This is a genomic window from Paenibacillus sp. UNC217MF, assembly GCF_000686865.1.
GTDB lineage: Bacteria > Bacillota > Bacilli > Paenibacillales > Paenibacillaceae > Paenibacillus_B > Paenibacillus_B suaedae.
In genome coordinates, this window is the sequence record NZ_KK366028.1 from 327485 (window position 1) to 348592 (window position 21108).

Genomic DNA, 21108 nt, shown 5'->3' on the forward strand with positions numbered 1-21108 from the left:
TATGTAACGCTAAAAGCCTGGGAACCCCACTCCCAGGCTTTTCTCTATTTCCCTGCAACAAGAATTAATCGCAACAAGGCATGAAAGGATAGACATCTCAACATTCCGGTTACATTACGCCGTTCCCCACACAACACCAAGCTCTTTCAGATATTGGCGGTAGGCGATGCTGACACGGTCGCATTTCAGTGACAGCTCGACTTGCAAATCAAGCGGCAGATCCTCTGGTTTCTGATTTTCTACGATTGGCTTGTCCTGCGCGAATATCATGTCTTGGAACTTTACGATCTCTTCGTCTGATAGGCCCGGATCATAACTGAAGGACAGAACCCCGTAAGCTACAGAGGTCGTTGCATCCTTCGGCTGCACCGTAAGCAGAATGGACATGAGATGTCCGGTCTCCTTATCGCGCTTCGTGAACTTCACTGTAAGCGGACGGGCAATCTCGTACGTATAATAGACATTCTTCGCTTGACCGGAACCGTCTGGATCGGGCTGAAATACTTCAATCTCCTCGGAACGGATGCCCTCCGGTACACGATGAACCCGGTAATCTCCAATCTCTGTATGCGTTTCTACGCCTAAGTAGCCCTCATGGACAACAGCGAGATGACCAACATCTAGGAAGTTTTCTACAATGCGCGGCGGCTTGGCTTCTACGGATTGCGGCCCCCATATCACATTGCGCCAGCCTTCGGCACCGAACTCTTCAAATGGGAACCATGGTGTCTCCGTGTTGCCAAGGTTGACCCAAATTAGGCCATAGCGCTCCTCACAACCGTACGTAATCGCATGCGCCTTCTTCGGAATGGCTTGATCCGTTGGCAGCTGTGGAATGCGTGAACAAGCGCCGGAGCCCTCGAACTCCCATGCATGATACGGACAGACAAGCTTCCCATCCTTCACACAGCCTAGCGACAGCGCAGCCCCGCGATGCACACACAAATCCTTGAACGCATGCACGCCTTCTTCTGTCCGGAAAATGACAACACGCTCTCCCATTATCAGCACCTGCAGCGGCTTCTCCTGCACATCCTGTGCACGGCAAGCAACAATCCATTCATTACGCAATACGGCATCATTTACGATCATGATGTAGACAGTCTCCTTTTTAATGATCCGGGTATCCATAGCTGAATCCGAATGTAATGTTCTTAATCTATTGGATGAAATACAAGAAATCTTCGTATTATTGCTAGTTACACAACTATTTTAGGAAATATATTGGAGCGAGTCAATATAAAACACGAACAATAATTAAATATCAATAATTAATATTCGTAATTTGTCTATACAAAATGAAATGTTCCCTCTATAATCAGGGTGTGATCAAAATCATAACGAACGTTACAGCATACGTGGGGGGAAATGAGCACACATGGAACAATCAGCGAAGTCGAACACGCTTGTCGTTGGGGTGGATGATAAGATTGGCGCCGGGAAGGCCTTTTTATTAGGACTCCAGCACGTGTTGGCTATGGATTTGTACATCGCACCGATCATTATTGCAGGCTTGCTGTCACTAAATGCAACTGACACATCATTCTTTATTCAAATGTGCTTTATCGGAACAGGAATTGCGACCTTAATCCAAACGGGCTTCGGCTTACGGCTGCCAGTCGTACAGGGGCCGTCCTATGTGCCTATCGGCGCGATGGGGGCGATTGGAAGCAAGCTTGGATTAGGGGCCATGACAGGGAGCTTAATACCGGGGGCATTGCTCATGATGCTGCTCGGCATGCCGATGAAATGGTTCGCGAAGGCTGTACGCCGTATGATTCCACCGCTGGTAGGGGGAACCGTAATACTGATTGTCGGTATTTCCTTGATGCCAACGGGAATGAACAATATTTATCGTGCAGAAGGCGACTTGTGGACGAATATTCTCATCGCTGCTGTATCAGCGGGGATTCTTATTGTTTGTATGCTTCTTGGACGGCAATCGAAGAAGCTGGGTACGGTATCGCGCCTCATTTCGGTCATTGTGGCTATTGTCGCGGGTACGCTGTTTGCATCCATGTTTGGCAAGGTTGATTTCTCACGGGTAGCAGAGGCTGACGCATTTTCGATTCCTAGCTTTTTCCCATTCGGTGCGCCTGAATTCAATCTCAGTGCGATTATGACGATGATGTTCGTCTACTTCATCATTCTGATTGAAACAACAGGAACGTGGTTCGTTATTTCTTCCATTACAGGCAAGGAACTCACAGATGAGCGCTTGAACCGTGCTGCGGCTGGGGAAGGGCTAGGCTGCTTCGTTGGGGCATTGTTCGGAGGAACGCCAATGACAGGCTATTCTTCCAATGCAGGACTGATCGCGGTTACAGGCGTAGGAAGCCGGATGGCAATTATGGCAGGCGGCGGTATCTTGATAGCGCTTGGTCTGATGCCGAAGCTGTCTGCAGCGATTACGTGCATTCCAGAGCCGGTTATTAACGGCATATTCGGTGTTGTCTGTGTAGCCATTGTCGTGAATGGATTGAAGGTTATTCAATTCGTTGACTTGGATGAGCGTGCGATGATGATTATTGGTGTGCCAATCCTGCTTACGATGGCTGTAACTGTACTTCCTGAGGGCGCCTTGACGGGTCTGCCTGATTTCGCGGTATACGTATTGTCCTCCGGTATTACTGTCGGGGCGCTGGCGGCATTGATTCTGAATTTGGTCATCCCAAGCGGCAAGAAGAAGGGAGTGGCGGAATCCACTGGGGTGGGTTCTGGCGGGGAACAGACGGCCTAGTAGAACCTTGTGTGCTTATGGTTCAATCTGAAGTACGTTTTGCGTAATTCAATAGTAGTCATATATACAGAGAAATAAAGAAGGCAGCAAGCGATGCTTGCTGCCTTTTGCTGTGTTGTTCTATCCGATCATGATCTTGCCCTCTGGATAACGATACAGAGACTGTTCCTTGCGGTTGCCGAGCGCATAGGCGAGTGTCATTGGACCAATCCGGCCGATGAACATGGTGGCACAGATGACGAACTTACCGAATGCCGACATTTCAGGTGTAAGCCCCATAGACAATCCTACTGTTGCTACAGCGGACACTGTCTCGAAAAGCAAGGTAATAAACGGCTGATCTTCCGTTATCGCCAGCAGCATGGATACACCGAGCACCATGAAGATGGCAAGGAAGATAATCGTCAACGCTTTGATGATCTGATCCTTAGCAAGCCGATGACGGAACAGCACCGCATCTTCGCGTCCACGCAGCATCGCATATACGGCGGCCAATAGGATAGCGAACGTCGTCGTCTTAATTCCGCCGCCTGCAGAGCCTGGAGAGGCGCCGATGAACATAAGAATAATAAGACCGAACTGTGTGACCTGCTTCATATGAGACACATCTACCGTTGTCGTTCCCGAGGAACGAGCGGAGATGGACTGGAAGAAGGAAGCGTATATTTTGCCGTCCCAATTGAGCGATCCTAGCGTGTATGCATTCTGGAACTCGAAGATAAAGATGAAGATAGCTCCTGCGACGACCAGAATACCGGTCATGGACAAAACCACCTTCGAGTGCAGCGTCAATCGTCGCGATTTCGGAAATTCATACAATTCTGCAAGTACGATGAAGCCAAGTCCGCCAGATAGCACGAGGAAGATGGCAACTACATTCGTTACGAAATCATCAACATGCAATTGGAAGCTGGAACCGAACAGATCGAATCCCCCGTTGTTGAATAGGGAGATCGAATGGAATAGTCCGTAATAGAAGGATTGCAGCAGCGGCATGTCGAATGCCCAGCGCAATGTCAGTATAATGGTTCCCGTTCCCTGGATGATAAAAACAAATATAATCACGCGGCGAATGGTCCGTACAATGCCTTCCATGCTATTTGCGTTGATCGACTCCTGCAAAATAAGGCGTTCCCGCAAGGAAATGCGCTTGCCGAGCATGAGATAGAAGAGCAGGGCCACGGACATGAAGCCGATGCCGCCAATTTGTACGAGTGATATAATTACGCCTTGTCCAAATGCAGAGTAGGTTGTCCCAATATCAACAACAACCAGACCGGTTACGCATACCGCTGAAGTAGCGGTGAACAAGGCATCAATGAAGGAAAGGGAGTGTCCAGCTGCCAATGATATCGGCAGCATCAAGATGCATGTCCCGATTGTGATAATGGACAAAAAACCAAGAACCAGCACACGGGCAGGCGTCCAATGCATCGTCCGTTTTCTCCATGAAGTCATGTGAACGTCTCCTTTAGCCATAAATAAGTAGTGAGGAAGGATCGAATCCTGTTTCAATATCTTGCGTACGTTGGATCATCATTCGAGTCGATCATTTTCCAAAACGTTCACTAGTATATCGTTCCCCAGAGTGGATGTAAATGGTCGATTTTCATTTACGAACATTTTCCTATTTTATAAAGAGCATTGCAAGGGCAGTTGAGCAGTCGGCGAAGTGAGTTCATAAGGGGTCGAGACGTGATAGATCTGAATGGGAAAGTGAAGAGAAGGTGACGCTGTGGAGAGGCACTGGGAGAGTGCTTATCGGGTCAAAGAGAAATGAGGAAACGGGTTGCATTCGGACTAACGTTTTAAATCGAGCCGCTTGAGTTATGAGCATGTACTTAGGTGTGGAGCGTTGTTCGGATGTTATCTTATGTGCTCAAATGATGGGATGGCATGCTGTCGAGGGTTTAAGGAGAGTAGGGTGCCGCTCAAGACACCCATAATTTTCCGTATACTTTCCAATTTACGAATCCGCGGCTAATCCAATATGTCGATACATGAAGCACGATAAATGCGATAAGCAATGTGGGTTGAATAATTGCAAATGCAGCCCATAATATGACTAAAATCCATGGAGACAGCTTCTGCAGCATCTGCGCAGGCCACCATACGAAGCGGAACCAAGGGTGAGATTTCTGCAGGGCATCCATATATTCTACTCTTACCTGATTATCTTCAGGATTAAGACGTATGGCATCTTGCATGAATTGCATGGCGCGTTCGGGCTCACCGCGCTGATCCGCTGCCCAAGCAAGCTGCATAAGCGTGTAGGAATGTCTTTCCTGCCATGCTAATGCATTGCGTTCTGCTTCTCGGGATTCTGGATAACGCTTTAATTGCGCCAGTACATAGCTATAGGTAGCGTAAGCAATGCCGGCAGGCTCGATGTCAATGCTGCGTTCCAGCGACAGGAGAGCTTGATCCAGTGCGCCTTTGCGCAGCTGGTACTGTGCAAGCAGCAGATGAGGCGTAGGATCTTCCTCAGTTACCGCAGCAAGCTGCCTCGCAGCAGTCTCGAAGGCTGGCCATTCTTGACGCTCGTAATAGATGGACATGCGCACGCGCCAGGCATCAGGCAGTCTTGTATCGCGTTTCAACGCTTCAGAGGCCCAATAGAGCGCTTGATCGGGTGCGACAGGCTTATGGACGACTGCTGTCAGCGCCATGACGGTCGGGTGCTCTGGATACTGCTGCTGCAGACGCATCGCTTCCTCCAGTGCTTCTTGGTATCTCTGCTTCTGATATAATTCATTCACGTGATGAATCGCCTCTTGGAGACGGACTCTAGCCTCTACTTCCTCAGCTGTGGCTTGCTCTTCAGCGGTCTCACTCGGCTGTTCATTCACCGTGGCTTGTTCTCGTTCCTCATTGTCTACTTGTGGCATCCTCCATCACCTCCATGATGTACTCCATTGTTGTCTGTATTGCATTGCAAATCCATGATTGTTGAAATGATGGATTGACGTGCATACCTAATCAGTCCTCATCGTTATGTGTCCGGTTTCGGGTTCATTCCTTCACTTATCTATGGGAGGACATCGTCTCTTAGACTGCAATGAATGGCAATAACCCCTCAAGTGAAGTTGACAATATTGTAGACCTACATCGCGTCTGGGGCAAGGGGAAGCGGGCTTCCATTTTCTAATAATATTAAATTCGATTTGCTGCAAGGGAAGGTTCAAAGGGTGAATTTGCACGAATAGCCGATGCTACCCAGCACCTGTTCGATCAAGTGCCGGATAGCATCGGGACATAAGAGGTGTGTTGTTCATTGGAGCTGATAACGACATGCTACGATATTTCTTTTGCCCATTGATGGAGCGTGTTGTCGCTTGGCAGCATCCAAGTCAGGAGGCCGATTAAGGGGAGGAATCCACACACGATCATTACAGCTTCAATCCCCCATGTATCAATGAAATAACCAAGTGCCAATGCGCCAATCCCGCCCATTCCGAAGGCAAATCCCGTAATTAGCCCCGATACGGTTCCGATGTTGCCGGGATGCAGCAGCTGCGCGTATATTACGGTAACCGAGAAGCTGGATAAGAGGATGAATCCTGTAATCGCGAGCACAACACCGGCCCAGAACAGCGGCAGATAAGGCAGTACAAGGGCAAGGGGAGCAGTGCCGAGCATCGATGCTAGAATAAGATTGCGTCTTCCAAAACGATCAGCAAGCGGACCGCCGAAGAATGTTCCCACTGCCCCTGCTCCGAGGAATAAGAAAATATAAATTTGCGCATCATCGAGCGTCAAATGATAGGCTTCCATCAAGTAAAACGAATAATAGCTGCCAATGGCGGCAGTGTACCACGAACGCGCGAAGACGAGCACAACTAAAATAATTGTAGCGGATTGAATACGGCTGCGCTTCGATGGATCCATCGTGCGTGCCTGGTGCCGCTTCTTGAATGCATAACCGCTATCGAGCATAGCTCGATACCAGCGTGCAATATAGGTTTGTACCGCGATACCTGCCCCTGCAACGAATGTAAATACGAGCGCGCCTGATTGTCCGAAGGGGATGAATATCCACTTGGTCAGCATCGGTGCAAGGGATTGCCCTGCATTGCCGCCAACTTGGAAGATGGATTGGGCCAGCCCTTTGCGGGCGCCGGCAGCCATATGGGCTACTCTCATCCCTTCTGGATGGAAGGCGGCTGATCCGAAGCCGACGAGCACAACGGCAAGCAGCACCAGAATATAATTCGGTGCATAGGCAAGCAGCAATACACCAGCGAAGGTGAAGCACATGCCAATAGGAAGCAGTGCAGGTGTTGGTCTGCGATCCGCAGCATACCCAACCACAGGCTGAAGCAGGGAGGCAGTCACGTTAATCGCAAAGGAGATCCAACCGATCTGGGCGTATGTAAGATTCATCGATGACTTGAGGATAGGGAAGATTGCTGGAATAACAGCCTGAATCGAATCATTGAACAAGTGAACGAAGCTGATCGCAAGCAGAATGCGGAATATGGTGTCCGCTTGAAGATGTGCTTTTGGCTCCAAGCTTGGGGACTCCGTTCGTGATGGCGAATGTCCCTGTGAGGATGCTGCAATAGATGATGAAGATGATTTGTTGTCCATGGAAGAACTCCTTTCCTGAGGCGAATCCATAGCAGAGCAGTGATCGACATTGGAAATCAGGCGAAAGAGCTGCCTTGTCGGCTCAGCCGGTGGTTCATAGTTCTAATAAGATGAAGTTTCAAGGGTGAGAGAAAATCTATTTCTAAGGTGAACGATTGTCATAAGGATGGAATGATGTAACGATAATCGTTTTTGATCATTGTTGCAATATAGAAAATGGCCCTTATCTTGGAGAAAATTAGAAAATATCTCGCAAGACAGAGCCATATCTTAGATTTTCACAATCAGAACAGTAGATGTGCAGCGATTGCGATAATCGGCAATGTAATTAACGTACGGAGCAGGAAAATAATAAATAGATCCTTCATATTAACAGGCAGCTTGGAGCCTAACAGCAATCCACCTACCTCAGACATATAGATGAGCTGCGTGACGGATAGAGCGGCAATGACGAACCTGGTCATCTCACTTTCGATGCCAGAACCCAGCACCGTAGGCAGAAACATGTCCGCGAATCCAACCAATATCGTCTGCGAAGCCGCCGCTGCTTCGGGGAGTCCCAACAGCTGCAAAATCGGGATGAACGGTGCGCCGAGCCATTGGAAGATTGGGGTATACTCTGCAATGGCTACGGCGATGGTGCCGATGGCCATAACAACGGGAATCACGCCAATCCATAGGTCAATCGTATTTTTACAGCCTTCCCGCATGAAGGAACCGGCTCCTTCATGTTGTCGTGCCTTGCTTACCGCTTGACGAAGTCCCCATTGCCAAGGGCTCCATGCAGATGGGATCGATTCATCCTCTGCTGGGGTTGCGCCTGGCGCATACGTGTCTGGCTTGCGCGACAACGGCGGTATGCGCGGCATAATGATGGCTGCGATCATGCCAGCTAATGTGACCGTCACATAGAACGGAAGAAACATATGCGCCAGGTTCACGTTGCTTAAAACGATGAAGCTGAAAGTTATAGATACGGCTGTGAATGTTGTGCCGATTACGGCAGCTTCACGCTTCGTATAGTACCCAGCCTCGTACTGTTTGCTTGTCATCATGACTCCGATTGTACCGTCGCCAAGCCATGATGCCATGCAGTTGATGGAAGAACGGCCCGGCAAGGTGAAGATAGGCCGCATAATCTTGGTCATAAGCGTACCGAAAAATTCAAGCAGTCCGAAATCAACCAATAGCGGCAGGAGCAGGCCAGCGAGCATAAATACGACGAACAAGCCTGGAATCAAGCTCGTAAGCAGCATGCCTCCAGTATGCTCCGACCATATCCATTCAGGCCCAATCTGGAAATAGGTGATGAAGGCAAATATCATGCCTACCGTCCGTGCAGCGAACCAGAAGGGAGAGATGGCGAACAGCGCCTTCCATAATGGCAGTTGCAGCAGATTAGCCGGTTTCCGCAAGTAAGTATAAGCCGTCCCCAGCCACGCCAATACAATGATGACTGTAGCGGCAAGCGGGAGCCACGGCGCAAGCCATTGTCCGATGAGCTTGGCCAGAAATGCAATGGGTACGGTCACTTCACCATTCCATGGGATCGGAATGACGAAGAGGAACAATCCGAGCAAGGATGGAATTGCGAAATGCAGCAGACCACCCATATTCAATTGCTGGGAATGCAAGGGATCTTGCTGATTGTTGTCGTTCTTAGCTATCATGTATAAATAAGTCTCCTTGGAGTGCGGTATATTTATGCAACATCGTTTACTTTAATACAAATAGAGTTGAATTCCAAGAGTTGAATGGTTAGCAAAAAGTGACAATAAAATAAGGTGCAGCACACCTGTATTTTCTATGTTTTGATAATCTCTTCTAAGTCATTCATTGCGAGGTATACCTAGGAGTCAACAGAGCAGTTCTTGACTTCATTCGGTTCGTGCGAAATACTTGATGCATCGGCTGCTTCTATGTATGAAGCAGATCAGGGAGGAGTACAAGCATGTATGTTGTAGAGCTAAGCTATACGAAGCCGATGAGCGATGTGGATGTACATTTGGATGCCCATCGTGCCTTTTTGGACGAGCATTATTCGAGCGGTGCATTTCTGCTATCCGGGCCGAAGGAGCCTCGTACAGGCGGAATTATCGTCGTTGATGCGCAGACAGAGGAGGAAGCTCGCTCCTATATCGAGCAGGATCCTTTCTATGTACATGGTGTGGCGAAATATCATTATATTGCCTTCCGTCCTACGAAGGCAGATGCGAGCCTGCAAAGCGCGCTTATTTCAGAAATAAGGCGGTTAAGCAGGGCTGATAACACTAAAAAAGCGAGACCGTTCGCCGTGTTCGGCAGTCTCGCTTCATTTATGTACAGCTTATCCTTCTGCATGCTGTGTGCTAACTTGTCTCTGATACGTCTTCCACATGGCCTCACCGGTACATAAGCCAACAGCCACGAATGTACCCAGATTATTAGTAAGATGACCCAAAACCGCACCTAATGCGATTCCGGAATATAACCAAAATGCTCTCTTCGATTTCAATGCGCTCCAAGTCCAAGTGTTCTTTTCATTTTGCTTCTTCATCATTTGTTTCAACGTCCCCTCGATTGATTTGATACCCTTATTCTATAGGCATCTATATGTTCATTCCTTATATTCCGGTTGAAAAGTGTCTTTTGTCGGTTGAAAGGAGCAATAGGAGGGGGGATGGAAACATATTTGAAATAACGAACAGGGGAGCAGTAGAGCAGAAGCGCTGAGCTGCATAGGCTTAAGTAAGAAGTAACATCATAAATTCTGCTCATGTACCCATTACCGTCTCTGTCAAAATTAACTTCATACATATAATCGATGTTTTTCCAAGAAAACGTTCCACCCAATAAAGCTGCATACCATTTGACATGTCCAGTATATAATGGAGATGACCCCAAAGTACTAATGTCTCCAATGCTTCAAGTTCTTCTACGGAATTGAATTTCATTCTTTCCGAAGAGTCGGTAGAGTTCAAGGATAACTGTTCTGATCCAATAGAATCAGGAAAGAAAATTTCAACATCGCCGTATACTTTTTTTCAATATCCTTCAATTGCTCCTTCTGCTCGAACGTTAAAACATTTTTTCCTTCTTCAGCAAACGCAGAACTTGCCAGTAAAAAAATCGGTACTAGTGAAAAAACAATGAAGTAAGTTTTTAGACATGTAATACTCTCCTAATTTTTTGTGTATATGTAAATTTCAATGGTAAAAAGGAGATTGTGTTGATGAAAAGTAAATTTATTTTTGTTGTTAGCTTGATCTTGCCTATTCTATTATTACTAATTGGAAATAATGGCAAACAATTAGGATTTCCGGTTCCCTTTGTTTTTTATGGTCCAAAGGAGCCGTTAGGTCATGCAAGTGAAGTTTTTTATGGAGAAATGCAGTAGAATGTTCATGGAGGCTTGATTTATATGCGGTAAATGTCTTTATCGTGTATGGCACTCTACTTTTGGTACGAAATACAGTTAAACAGGTAACAACAAGAATTTTTTGTAAGTGAGAGTATAATCTCTCGTTGTTCCAATATTAGTCCGTCTATGCTAAAATGCGCAAATCTGAACAACAGTAAGAAAAAGAAAAATCCCCGTGGTTGTGCACTCTGACGTCATCGTAAATGCTTCTGTAAATCCATTTGGGTCGCCTGACCTCGCCGTTTTCGATTTTGGATATGATGGCTTTATGTATACCTGTCAATGTTGTTAATTGGGACAACGCCATGCCTTGCTTGTGTCTGTACGTGTGGATGAGTTCACCTATGGACAATATTTGTACCATCCAATAAGACACCTTCTCTCATTTTTCGATAATTTATGATCAATATTATTCTAACATGGGAGAAAAAGGAATTTAATAGACGAGAAAATACGCAACAATAGGACTGCGAATGTATGAACCGCTTCATAGCTTCAAGTGTCATGTTATCGAATGAAGAATAATAAACGATTCGTTCTACTTTGGTGACAAGCGCATATAATCCAGATTATATACTCGATTTTCCAGCCTTACTTATATGGAGCAGGAACTCTAAGGTTTATTCGAAGAGACGATGATGTTCAACATGGATATTGCTTGAGAAGCTGCATCCAGATGTAGTGCGGGGGTGAGAGGAGTTAACAAAACTCTTATAGGAAGCGCTTACAAAAAATAATAACAATGTGCCCATACTCATTCTCCACTATTTGATCTGCGGTTGGAACAGGGCATCTACGAATGAGGCTGATACGAATTATGGAATTAGGCGTTCATCCAGAAGTATGGCAAATCGGCATGCTGGAGCTTACCCTGCGTGTCGTCACTGCCGTTGTGTTGGGCGGAGCAATTGGATTGGAGCGCGAATTTGGGGAGCATGCGGCTGGATTCCGTACGCATATTCTCGTTTGTCTTGGTTCTGCGCTCATTATGATGTTGTCGAGTTACGGCTTTTCAAGCTTTATTTATGAAACGAATGTACGCATGGACCCTGCCCGGCTAGCAGCTCAAGTGATTAGTGGGATCGGATTTCTTGGTGCGGGAACGATACTTAGGACGGGCATGACCGTATCAGGACTAACGACTGCCGCCTCTTTATGGGTAGTTGCCGCGATAGGCTTGGCGGTTGGAGCAGGCTTCTACTACGGAGCGCTACTGACCGCATTTACAGCATTCTTCAGCTTATTCATGTTGAACAAGCTGGAGAAAAAATTCTCGCTCTTCTCGAAATCAGCCTCTGTAAGGCAGCTTGCACTTGTTATTGCGGACGGACCGCGCCATATCGGGAAGGTTCTATTTATTCTGAAGGAACAGAACATTGCCATATCGGACATTTCCATTGAACCTGTGGATCGAGGAGCGGAGGCTAGAGCAACCGTCTATCCACTAGTAGAGGAATCAAGTGAACTAGATAGCTATTGCTGTGTGCTGCTGCAGGTAACATTGAAATGCCGTACATGGCATATCGATAAGCTGCTGGAGAAGCTGCTTTCTGAGCCGTGCGTGAGGGCTGTGAAGCATTTTGGCATCGATGAATCGACCGCGGAGAAGAGCAGATGGGGTCTTAGCGACTTGTTCGAACGCAAGCAGGAGGGTCAATCTGTAGAAGAGCAATCCAAGTAATACCTGCATCACACAAAGACAGCACAGCCGAGAGCGTGTACTCTTCCAGGGCTGTGCTGTTCGTGTTGCAGCTTGAGTAGAAAGCCGCCGTATATTTCTCGGGAAATAATGGTGTTCCTGTCGGACAAGCTCATTATGCGTCGTAACGCTTGCTGCGATATACAATCAATGTAATGATAATCGCTGCAGCCATCCAGATGGAGATGATGCCAGTATGGATTAAAATGGATGATGTTCCTTGTCCATCCCACAGTTTCTCGGCTGCTGCTGACAATTGAGATGTTGGCAAGTAATCCACAATCGTATTTACCAGGGTGCTATTAAAGATAGACTTGAACATTGGCCCCATCAAGAAGATGATCATCAGCGGCATACCTACAAAAGAAGTTTCCATCATCGTACGGGAAAGCAAACCGGTAAGAGTTCCGAATGCTACATACATGATGAGACTTGGTACAATCAGCATAACAAGACCGACAAGCGGAAGAGCTGGTGTATTTGCAATCAGAAATGTTGCGACAAGCGCACATACGGTCAAGAATACGGAGATTGCGCTCTTGCCCAGCAATACTTCGATCGGCTTGGCAGGGGACAGCATCAGTACGCGCAGCGTATGCTTCTCCTTCTCTTCCGCAACGATCATAGATTGAACAAATAAACAGGTCATGAGCAGCGCCATATTAACTGGCATCATCAGAAGAGTGGCGCCATCACTGGCTTCTCCTTTGCTGAACATAAAAGCGAAAATAAGCGGCAAAGCGGCAGTGATTAAAAGCATTTGATTCTTCAGAGCGTCTTTCCATTCCTTCTGAATCATTGCAGATACACGATTTATCGAAAATGTCATTGTAATACGCCTCCAGTCACTTTAATGAAAATATCGCTTAATGTCGGTTCGTTCGAATGGATCGATACTAGCTTGCCGGAAGTCATCCAGTCATGAATGCGCTTGGCTCCACTATCGTCGCGCTCAACGGTGTGGGTTCCATCTGTTGTAACAACCGTAATGCCATGATCCATATGGGCTAGCCGCAGCTGCTGAGGTGTATCCATGGCAGCAATGCATCCATTATGGAGGAATGCAATGCGATCGCATAGCGATTCTGCTTCTTCCATGTCATGTGTCGTCAGGAAAATGGTTGTGCCCATGCGGTTAAGTTCGCGCAGCGCCTCATGAATTCGTTTTGTATTTGTTGGATCAAGAGCAGATGTCGGTTCATCTAAGAACAAAATATCGGGCTTATGGAGCAAGGCACGTGCGAGTGTTACCCGCTGCTTCATCCCTTTGGACAACTGTTTAACAGCCGTTTTGCGTTCATTCGTTAAGTTAACCTGTTCCAGCGCTTCCTGTACTCGGCTCGTTGGCACATTATACAACTTGCAGAACAATACAAGATTGTCTTCAATGGTGAGCCGATCGTACAAGGTACTGTTATCCGTCAATATGCCGATGCGAGATAGATGCTGCTGGCGTTCCGAATCCTTCATCTTTGCGATGTCTACGCCAAATACGCGGGCTGTGCCTGACGTAGGAAGCAGTTGACCAGTCAGTATCTTAACGGTTGTTGTCTTGCCGGAGCCGCTAGGTCCCAGAAATCCGAAGATTTCACCGCGTTCAATTGTGAAGTCAATTGGCTTGATGGCTTGCTTATTGCCGAATGTCTTGGTCATTGCTCTTACTTCGATAATTGGTTCCATGTGAGTGACCCTCGCTTTATATAAATGATATTGTGTACGATGTGAAAGCCGGTGCCGCTATTATTCGCTTGCGGCTGAGTCGGCTCATTGCTGCGCTGCCGTCCCTGTCGACATCCTTATCGTATCGCGAAAGGGTGATCATCACCTCAAAAACCCCGCGAATAGAGTGCTCCAGAGGTTGAATGGAGCATTTCGCGGGGGGAATGGAGCCAATGAGAGAGTGGATAATACAGCTTTCCTGATGAATGGCGCAGTCGATGAATTATCCGATCCCCATAATGGCCTTCATTTCTTCATATTTATTCTTGGAGAGTGGTACCTTGCTCTTATTCTCATCATCGAGGACGAGGCTGTAGCTGTTGCGCGACCAAATAATGACCTCGCGTACACGCTGCAGGTTGACCAAGTAAGAACGGTGGCAGCGGAAAAATCCGAATGCCTTAAGCTTGCGCTCCAGTTCCGTCAGCGTCATTGTACAGGGGAGGGAACCCGAATGCATATGAAGCTGGGAAGCCCCGTCTTGGCTTTCAATATAATTCAGTTCCAGTGGATCGATAAGCACGATTTTGTCTTCGATGCGCGCTGGAATCTTATCGAAGCTGATTTGAGGGACGAAGCGTTGTCCAGCTCCAGCTGAAGAGGATTCAGGCTCATCCTCTTCGTTCTCAGCGGCTTGTATTGTGGACTTCTTGTCCTTGGTTGATGGTAGGCTGCTAACATCTTCATTCAGAGACTCCGTCGTTCCGGTGCCTTCTTGTCCACCATCTTCGGCTACCGCTGCTAGCACTTGCTGAACAGCATCGGTTGTGTGCTCGTCATTTTCAATGATCTCAACTTCCGGAAGTGCCCCTGTTTCAGGTGCCTCATCCTCAATGATAACGGACTTGAAGCCCGATGGTGTTAAGCGAACGACATGATTGGTCATCGTAAGCGCGCTTTCTAAGGAAGGCACGGTCATGAAAATTGAAGCGCCTTCTTCGCACATAGTGTTGATCCATTGCCGAAGCAGGTAGCTGCTCTCCAAATCCATGTGGAATTCGGGATCCTCGATGACGATTAGTTCCGGACGATGAGCAGCGGCTCTCGCCAAGTGGAATCGGCGCTGCTCAGATAACGTACATTTGCCAAGCGGTGTATTCACGCACTCATGCAGACCGGTTAACTTCAATAGCTGCTCAAGTCGATCTTTATGGTAGGCTCCATACATCTTCATATAGAAGATAAGGGCATCCTTCGGTGTTAATCGCTCGTAGAGGGGATCGCCCTGCCGAATCCAGCCGATCTTGGAGGCGAGTGAGGCAGAGGAGAGTGGCACTCCACGCCAGGTTACACTGCCGGCAGAGGGCTTAGCTCGATTCATAAGCAGATCGATAATTAACTGTCCCGTAATATGGTTGCTTTGCACTGCAATGCATTGCCCGGGATGTATTTGTACGCTCAGCGCATCTAACAGTGTGGAATTGCCCTTCGTCACATATAACTTATCAATAATAAGTCCTTCCCCGTAGGGGGGTTCCTGCGCGTTCATACGCGAACCTCCAATCAGTATGCCCATTCATTGTTGTGAGATAGATCATATAGGTAAATGATATATCGAGAACCTAGATTTGGGTAGATATTAACCTGACTAATATGTACTTTCCTTGCTGGGGGGAGAGATAGAGTAAGACATTAAGTAAGGGGAGGTGTTGTTAATGTTCGGATTTCGACCATAATGTCATTTACCAATGTGAATAAAAATGATATTTATAAATAATTTACGAACATTGGGCGGGAATGATGTTGACTTGTTCGCTAAATTTCGATACAATAAGGTTGCTCCCACAGAAGTGGGTGGCAAGGATTGATTGGCCATTTTTTTGTTTATCCTGTTCGTATATCCCAGAGATAAGGTCTAGGGGTCTCTACCAGGAGCCGTAAATTCCTGACTACGAGTAGGTATGCTTTGGCATACCTGAACGTAACGGGATATTTTTTTTGCCCAAATAGGTGCAGGCTCATCGGATAGAAGAGAAATAGACCGAGACATCGTGAGCATCGAGGAGGAAACAATGAGTAAATATGATGTAATTGTTGTAGGAGCAGGTCCGGCCGGTATTTTCACTTGTTATGAATTATCTTTGAAGGCACCGCAATTGAAGGTTTTGCTTGTAGATAAGGGACATGATATTTATCGCCGCAACTGTCCGATTTTGGAGGAGAAGATTCAGAAGTGTCCTCCAGCGGCAGGGAAGAAGGACTTTGCTGGTTGTCTTCCAGCTTGTTCGATTACGAACGGCTTCGGTGGAGCAGGGGCATATAGTGATGGGAAATTTAACGTAACTACAGAGTTCGGGGGTTGGCTGACAGACTTCTTGCCAGCTTCGCAAGTACTGGACTTGATTAAATATGTAGATGCAATCAACTTGGAGCACGGAGCGACGACGGACATTACCGATCCAACGACAGAAACGGTTCGCCGTATTGAGCAGCTTGGATATTCTGCTGGCTTGAAGCTGCTTCGCGCACAAGTTCGACATCTGGGCACTGAGCAGAACTTGGAGATTTTGAAATCCATTTATGAATATTTGAAGACTCGTATCGATATGGCCTATAAGACCGAAGTAGCGGATCTGATTACAGAGAAGCAGGATGGACGCCATATTGTGAAGGGGATTGAACTGAAGAGCGGCGAGAAGCATGAAGCGGATCAAGTGGTCATCGTACCAGGACGTGACGGTTCTGCGTGGCTGACGGAGATATTGAAGAAGCGCCGCTTGAAAATGTACAACAACCAAGTGGACGTTGGGGTGCGTGTGGAGACATCGGATATCGTCATGCGCGAAATCAACGAGCACCTGTATGAAGGGAAATTCGTGTTCAATACGTCTGTCGGCACACAAGTGCGTACCTTCTGCAGCAATCCATCTGGCCATGTCGTGGTCGAGAATCACAGTGGGATCATGTGTGCCAACGGGCACTCCTACAAGGATCCGAAGCTTGGTTCTGCGAATACGAACTTTGCATTGCTTGTCTCGCACAAGTTCACGGAACCGTTCGACAAGCCAAATGAGTACGCTCGTGAAATCTGCAAGCGTGCAAATGATTTGTCCGGAGGCGGGATTATCGTTCAGAAGTACGGGGATATCATTCGCGGCCGCCGCTCCACGGAGAAGCGCATCCAAGAGGGCTTCTTGGAGCCTACCTTGAAAGAAGCTGTTGCTGGAGATTTGGGTCTTGTGCTTCCGTATAATACGATGAAGAGCCTTATCGAAATGGTTGAAGCGCTTGATCGCGTAACACCAGGCATCGCTTCTGAGCACACGTTATTCTATGGGGTTGAGGCGAAATTCTACTCCGCTCGTCCGAAGCTGGATACGACATTGGAATCCGAAATTGATGGCTTGTACTGCGGTGGAGATGGCGCGGGCATTACGCGTGGGCTCGCACAAGCGGGTGCTGCAGGTGTACACATTGCACGGAGCATTGTTGCAAAGCGCGGGGCATAATTTCACATTGCAGGTCAACAACATATACAGCTTATGGCCAGTGAGTCGATCGTGAGACTTACTGGCTTTTTTGCGTAGAGCGGTCATGTACGGGGTTATACGCAAAATGGACAATATTTGAAAGATGCTTTGTGATAAAATGCACAACATCGGAATTGGGGCTCCGTTACAATGAATTTGCAACCTGTTCAGCTGACATTCCAACTGGAATTATTCGTATCTGAGTAGGTGCGGATGGGGTGTGGCCTTGGAAATGATGGGGCTTGCATCCAAATAAGCATAAGCAGGAGGTCATGTCGATGTCAGGTTATTTGAAGCCGCAGCAAATTGCGGAAGCGACAGTAGATACCGGAACGATTAAGGCGAAGAACCCATTGTCCGCCATGATGATTCTAGGATTCCTTGCCGGCGCATTTATTGCGCTTGGTTATCTCTTATATATACGTGTAACAGCTGGAGCACCTGCGGAATGGGGGAGCATCAATAGCCTAATTGGAGCGTCGCTGTTCCCGGTTGGTCTTATTCTGGTCTTGTTAGCAGGGGGTGAGCTGTTGACAGGGAATATGATGGCTGTACCACTTGCTCGGATGAAGGGACGCATATCTACGGTAGAGGTCATTCGCAATCTTGTCGTCATTACGATTGCCAACTTCTTAGGTGCGCTGTTCGTGGCATACTTCTTCGGTCACGTGGTTGGTTTGACTGGTTCCGGCGTTTATTTGCAGAAAACGGTAGATGTGGCTGCGCATAAGCTGGACGATAGTTTCATTCAAGCCTTTGTAAGTGGGATTGGCTGCAACTGGTTAGTTGCACTAGCGGTATGGCTTGCCTATGGAGCAAAGAGCTTCAGTGGGAAAATCATGGGGATATGGTTCCCAACGATGGCGTTCGTTGCGATTGGCTTCCAGCACGTTGTAGCGAATATGTTCGTAATTCCGGCTGCGATCTTTGAGGGTCATTTTAGCTGGGGACAATATTTGACGAACTTCGTGCCGGTATGGCTGGGCAATTTGGTTGGAGGCGTCGTGTTCGTTGCAGGGGCTTACTATATGGTATATTTGCGTTCGCAGCAAGAGCAGAAGCAGGCAGCTGCGGCAGGTGTCTCAAACACATCAACGAATGTGCAAGAAGTGGGCAATGCAAGCAAGGTGGCATCGTCAGGAAGTGCAAGTGCACCTGTCCATTAGAGGGTATTGGGATTAGAGCATGCCAAGTGATGTTGAAAAAGAAGATAGGTAAGGTCTAGTCCATCGAGGCTAGGCCTTTTTTGCGTCATCGATATGACGTTTTTTTCATAGGAATTCACGGGCTTGTCACTTACGCAGGGGATAGATGTGGTAAACTACGGGTGACAAATTTATTTCCGCATTTCGCATTCTATAAAAAGATACCGATACCTCGCTGTATCTGTAAGCGTATCCAACTAACTCGTGGGGAGGGATCTGGCTGTGAAGTTGCATTTTACGGGCAGTATCGAACATGTATTACCAGGGATTCTCGAATTGAAGTCATTATTGAAGGTGGAAGTGGGGACAGAAGGCACTACAGTTCGCGTAGAGCAGGGAGAGGGGTCGCTTCGTGCCGCATGGGATGGTGCAGAAGGCTTGATCCGCTATGAGTCGGATATTCATTTCTTCCGTGCACTGGGCTTGTTCGTTGAGCAGCTGCGCAAGGGGCAGCCATTCGATATTATAGAGCATCCGCAATTCACGTATAACGGAACGATGATTGATGCATCTCGGAACGCAGTTCCGAATGTACATATGATGAAGCAGACGCTGCGCTCAATGGCGTTAATGGGCTTGAACGGCGCAATGATATATACCGAAGATACGTATGAGGTTCCAGGTCGTCCGTATTTCGGCTACATGCGCGGACGCTATACCGCGGAGGAACTCTATGAGATTGACCAGTATGCCGCGTTGTTCGGAATTGAGGTAGTGGCATGCATTCAGACACTTGGTCACTTGGCGCAGGCGCTGAAGTGGGACTATGCGAATGAGATGAAGGATACAGAGGACGTCCTTCTTGTAGGAGAAGAGGAGACCTATCGATTCATTGAGGATATGATTGTAGCGTCAACGAAGCCGCTGCGTTCCAAGCGCATTCACATCGGGATGGATGAGGCGTTCGGGCTTGGTCTAGGCAAATATATGCACAAGCATGGCTTCCGAGAGCGATTCGATATTATGAACGAGCATTTGGCGCGCGTATTAGAGATTACGAGCAAACATGGCCTTACGCCGATGATGTGGAGTGATATGTACTTCCACCTGCTTATGAAAAACGGCGGCCACTACTATGATCTCGACATTAACTTCTCGAATGAAGTTGTTGATCAAATTCCGAAGGGCGTACAATTCGTCTACTGGGATTACTACCATGATGATCAAGGCTTCTACGAGGAATTTATCGAGAAGCATCGCCAACTGGGCTCTGATCCGGTATTCGCTGGAGGCGTCTGGGTATGGGGCGCGATGAGTCCGAACTACGGGAAGACGTGGCAGAATACGAATCCAGCGCTGCTTGCCTGCAAGTCGAAGGGCATTAAGGAAGTGTTCGCGACAGCATGGGGCGACAACGGGCAGGAGACGAATCATATGACAATTCTGCCAGGCTTGCAATTGTTCGCTGAGCACGGCTATACCGAAGGGGAAGTCGATGAAGCGAAGATGAAGGAACGCTTCCAGCTGTGCACCGGACAGAGCTTCGATGATTACTGGCAGCTCACTTACTTGGATGAGACACCGGGTGTAACGAAGAACAACATGCACGGTTCGAACGGTTCGAAGTTCCTGTTGTTCCAAGACACATTGATCGGGTTGTTTGATATCTATTTGACAGAAGAGCTGGAGTCGCAGCTGCCGAAGCATTACAGTGAGCTTGCTGAACGCCTCGTGGCTGCACGTGACAATACCGCAGGAGATCATGCGCTCGTGTTTGATATGTATGCGAAGTTGTCCAAGGCTGTTGGCGCAAAGTCGATGCTTGGCGTGCAGGTCACGCGCGCGTACCAGAATGGTGATAAGGATGAGCTTCGCCGCATTGCCGCTGATGTCATTCCGTCCGTTCGTCCGCTGGTCGATGAAGCGCGCAAGGCGCATCGTGCATTATGGATGGCGACAAGCAAGCCATTCGGCTGGGAAGTGCTCGACAGCCGCTATGGTACCGTGCTTGCACGGCTGCAGTCGGCGGAAGATCGGATTCTCGACTTCGTGGAAGGCCGCGTAGATCGCTTGGAGGAGCTTGATGCAGAACGTCTGCCATTCTACAGTGATGATCCAGTGGCAGGGGATCGCATCGCACATCAGCCGTTCTTCCATCGCATGGTGACGGGTACCGTGTTCTCGGCAATCTAATATCGCCAGGCAGCGAAGTCAATGGGATGTAAATACCTTATCGTGCTTGCAGGAGACATGTGCAAGGTTCGATGGCAAGCACGATGCTACTACAGCGAACTATGGTAATAGGCTGCTGTATACAGCAGCGAGGGGGCCCGGTCGGTTACGAC

Annotated in this window: 15 protein-coding genes and 1 riboswitch; of the genes, 7 read left to right on the forward strand and 8 right to left on the reverse strand. The window is 47.9% G+C overall.

What is annotated here, in order from left to right; all coding sequences use genetic code 11:
* Nucleotides 1-114: 114 nt before the first annotated feature.
* Nucleotides 115-1092: an aromatic ring-hydroxylating oxygenase subunit alpha gene (locus BP95_RS0123115; protein ID WP_028533356.1), complete on the reverse strand. Its 978-nt coding sequence runs from the start codon at nt 1090-1092 to the stop codon at nt 115-117.
* 286 nt (nt 1093-1378) lie between these two features.
* On the opposite strand from BP95_RS0123115, the gene BP95_RS0123120 reads away from it, so the two are divergent.
* On the forward strand, nt 1379-2740 hold the full coding sequence (locus tag BP95_RS0123120) for a nucleobase:cation symporter-2 family protein (protein ID WP_021257281.1): 1362 nt from the start codon (nt 1379-1381) through the stop codon (nt 2738-2740).
* 120 nt (nt 2741-2860) lie between these two features.
* Here BP95_RS0123120 and BP95_RS0123125 read toward each other — a convergent pair whose 3' ends face one another.
* The 4 genes from BP95_RS0123125 to BP95_RS0123140 all read right to left on the reverse strand — a co-directional run bounded on the left by BP95_RS0123125 (nt 2861) and on the right by BP95_RS0123140 (nt 9000).
* Nucleotides 2861-4198: a TrkH family potassium uptake protein gene (locus tag BP95_RS0123125; RefSeq protein ID WP_028533357.1), complete on the reverse strand. Its 1338-nt coding sequence runs from the start codon at nt 4196-4198 to the stop codon at nt 2861-2863.
* A 473-nt stretch (nt 4199-4671) separates the two neighbouring features.
* Nucleotides 4672-5628, reverse strand: a complete 957-nt coding sequence (locus BP95_RS0123130; RefSeq protein ID WP_021257279.1) for a tetratricopeptide repeat protein — start codon at nt 5626-5628, stop codon at nt 4672-4674.
* 406 nt (nt 5629-6034) lie between these two features.
* On the reverse strand, nt 6035-7330 hold the full coding sequence (locus BP95_RS0123135) for an MFS transporter (RefSeq protein WP_021257278.1): 1296 nt from the start codon (nt 7328-7330) through the stop codon (nt 6035-6037).
* 284 nt (nt 7331-7614) lie between these two features.
* Nucleotides 7615-9000, reverse strand: a complete 1386-nt coding sequence (locus BP95_RS0123140) for a YjiH family protein (RefSeq protein ID WP_021257277.1) — start codon at nt 8998-9000, stop codon at nt 7615-7617.
* A 281-nt stretch (nt 9001-9281) separates the two neighbouring features.
* Between BP95_RS0123140 and BP95_RS32745 the strand changes: the two genes are divergently transcribed.
* The 3 genes from BP95_RS32745 to BP95_RS0123155 all read left to right on the forward strand — a co-directional run bounded on the left by BP95_RS32745 (nt 9282) and on the right by BP95_RS0123155 (nt 12411).
* The gene (locus BP95_RS32745; RefSeq protein WP_081819962.1) at nt 9282-9725 is read left to right on the forward strand and encodes a YciI family protein; all 444 of its coding nucleotides are present in this window, start codon (nt 9282-9284) and stop codon (nt 9723-9725) included.
* A gap of 816 nt (nt 9726-10541) precedes the next feature.
* Nucleotides 10542-10706, forward strand: a complete 165-nt coding sequence (locus BP95_RS33325; protein WP_155987348.1) for a hypothetical protein — start codon at nt 10542-10544, stop codon at nt 10704-10706.
* 823 nt (nt 10707-11529) lie between these two features.
* The gene (locus BP95_RS0123155; protein WP_414813126.1) at nt 11530-12411 is read left to right on the forward strand and encodes an MgtC/SapB family protein; all 882 of its coding nucleotides are present in this window, start codon (nt 11530-11532) and stop codon (nt 12409-12411) included.
* Between the two features lie 133 nt (nt 12412-12544).
* Here BP95_RS0123155 and BP95_RS0123160 read toward each other — a convergent pair whose 3' ends face one another.
* From BP95_RS0123160 to BP95_RS0123170, 3 genes are all read right to left on the reverse strand, one after another.
* Nucleotides 12545-13258: an ABC transporter permease gene (locus BP95_RS0123160; RefSeq protein WP_021257272.1), complete on the reverse strand. Its 714-nt coding sequence runs from the start codon at nt 13256-13258 to the stop codon at nt 12545-12547.
* Nucleotides 13255-14109, reverse strand: a complete 855-nt coding sequence (locus BP95_RS0123165; protein WP_028533359.1) for an ABC transporter ATP-binding protein — start codon at nt 14107-14109, stop codon at nt 13255-13257. Before BP95_RS0123165 ends, BP95_RS0123160 begins: the two co-directional genes overlap by 4 nt.
* 262 nt (nt 14110-14371) lie before the next feature.
* Entirely contained in the window at nt 14372-15637 is a 1266-nt protein-coding gene (locus tag BP95_RS0123170) for a LytTR family transcriptional regulator DNA-binding domain-containing protein (RefSeq protein ID WP_021257270.1), read from the reverse strand.
* Nucleotides 15638-15961: 324 nt separating this feature from the next.
* Nucleotides 15962-16060: riboswitch (purine riboswitch) on the forward strand.
* Between the two features lie 100 nt (nt 16061-16160).
* On the opposite strand from BP95_RS0123170, the gene BP95_RS0123175 reads away from it, so the two are divergent.
* From BP95_RS0123175 to BP95_RS0123185, 3 genes are all read left to right on the forward strand, one after another.
* On the forward strand, nt 16161-17597 hold the full coding sequence (locus tag BP95_RS0123175; RefSeq protein ID WP_021257269.1) for an NAD(P)/FAD-dependent oxidoreductase: 1437 nt from the start codon (nt 16161-16163) through the stop codon (nt 17595-17597).
* 299 nt (nt 17598-17896) lie between these two features.
* Nucleotides 17897-18784: a formate/nitrite transporter family protein gene (locus BP95_RS0123180; RefSeq protein WP_021257268.1), complete on the forward strand. Its 888-nt coding sequence runs from the start codon at nt 17897-17899 to the stop codon at nt 18782-18784.
* A gap of 261 nt (nt 18785-19045) precedes the next feature.
* Nucleotides 19046-20956, forward strand: a complete 1911-nt coding sequence (locus BP95_RS0123185) for a beta-N-acetylhexosaminidase (RefSeq protein ID WP_021257267.1) — start codon at nt 19046-19048, stop codon at nt 20954-20956.
* Nucleotides 20957-21108: the final 152 nt, after the last annotated feature.

Bases quoted from the DNA above. Each gene is read 5' to 3' on its own strand.
- BP95_RS0123115 (WP_028533356.1), bottom strand. From the start codon at position 1,092: ATGATCGTAAATGATGCCGTATTGCGTAATGAATGGATTGTTGCTTGC.
- BP95_RS0123120 (WP_021257281.1), top strand. From the start codon at position 1,379: ATGGAACAATCAGCGAAGTCGAACACGCTTGTCGTTGGGGTGGATGAT.
- BP95_RS0123125 (WP_028533357.1), bottom strand. From the start codon at position 4,198: ATGACTTCATGGAGAAAACGGACGATGCATTGGACGCCTGCCCGTGTG.
- BP95_RS0123130 (WP_021257279.1), bottom strand. From the start codon at position 5,628: ATGCCACAAGTAGACAATGAGGAACGAGAACAAGCCACGGTGAATGAA.
- BP95_RS0123135 (WP_021257278.1), bottom strand. From the start codon at position 7,330: ATGGACAACAAATCATCTTCATCATCTATTGCAGCATCCTCACAGGGA.
- BP95_RS0123140 (WP_021257277.1), bottom strand. From the start codon at position 9,000: ATGATAGCTAAGAACGACAACAATCAGCAAGATCCCTTGCATTCCCAG.
- BP95_RS32745 (WP_081819962.1), top strand. From the start codon at position 9,282: ATGTATGTTGTAGAGCTAAGCTATACGAAGCCGATGAGCGATGTGGAT.
- BP95_RS33325 (WP_155987348.1), top strand. From the start codon at position 10,542: ATGAAAAGTAAATTTATTTTTGTTGTTAGCTTGATCTTGCCTATTCTA.
- BP95_RS0123155 (WP_414813126.1), top strand. From the start codon at position 11,530: ATGAGGCTGATACGAATTATGGAATTAGGCGTTCATCCAGAAGTATGG.
- BP95_RS0123160 (WP_021257272.1), bottom strand. From the start codon at position 13,258: ATGACATTTTCGATAAATCGTGTATCTGCAATGATTCAGAAGGAATGG.
- BP95_RS0123165 (WP_028533359.1), bottom strand. From the start codon at position 14,109: ATGGAACCAATTATCGAAGTAAGAGCAATGACCAAGACATTCGGCAAT.
- BP95_RS0123170 (WP_021257270.1), bottom strand. From the start codon at position 15,637: ATGAACGCGCAGGAACCCCCCTACGGGGAAGGACTTATTATTGATAAG.
- BP95_RS0123175 (WP_021257269.1), top strand. From the start codon at position 16,161: ATGAGTAAATATGATGTAATTGTTGTAGGAGCAGGTCCGGCCGGTATT.
- BP95_RS0123180 (WP_021257268.1), top strand. From the start codon at position 17,897: ATGTCAGGTTATTTGAAGCCGCAGCAAATTGCGGAAGCGACAGTAGAT.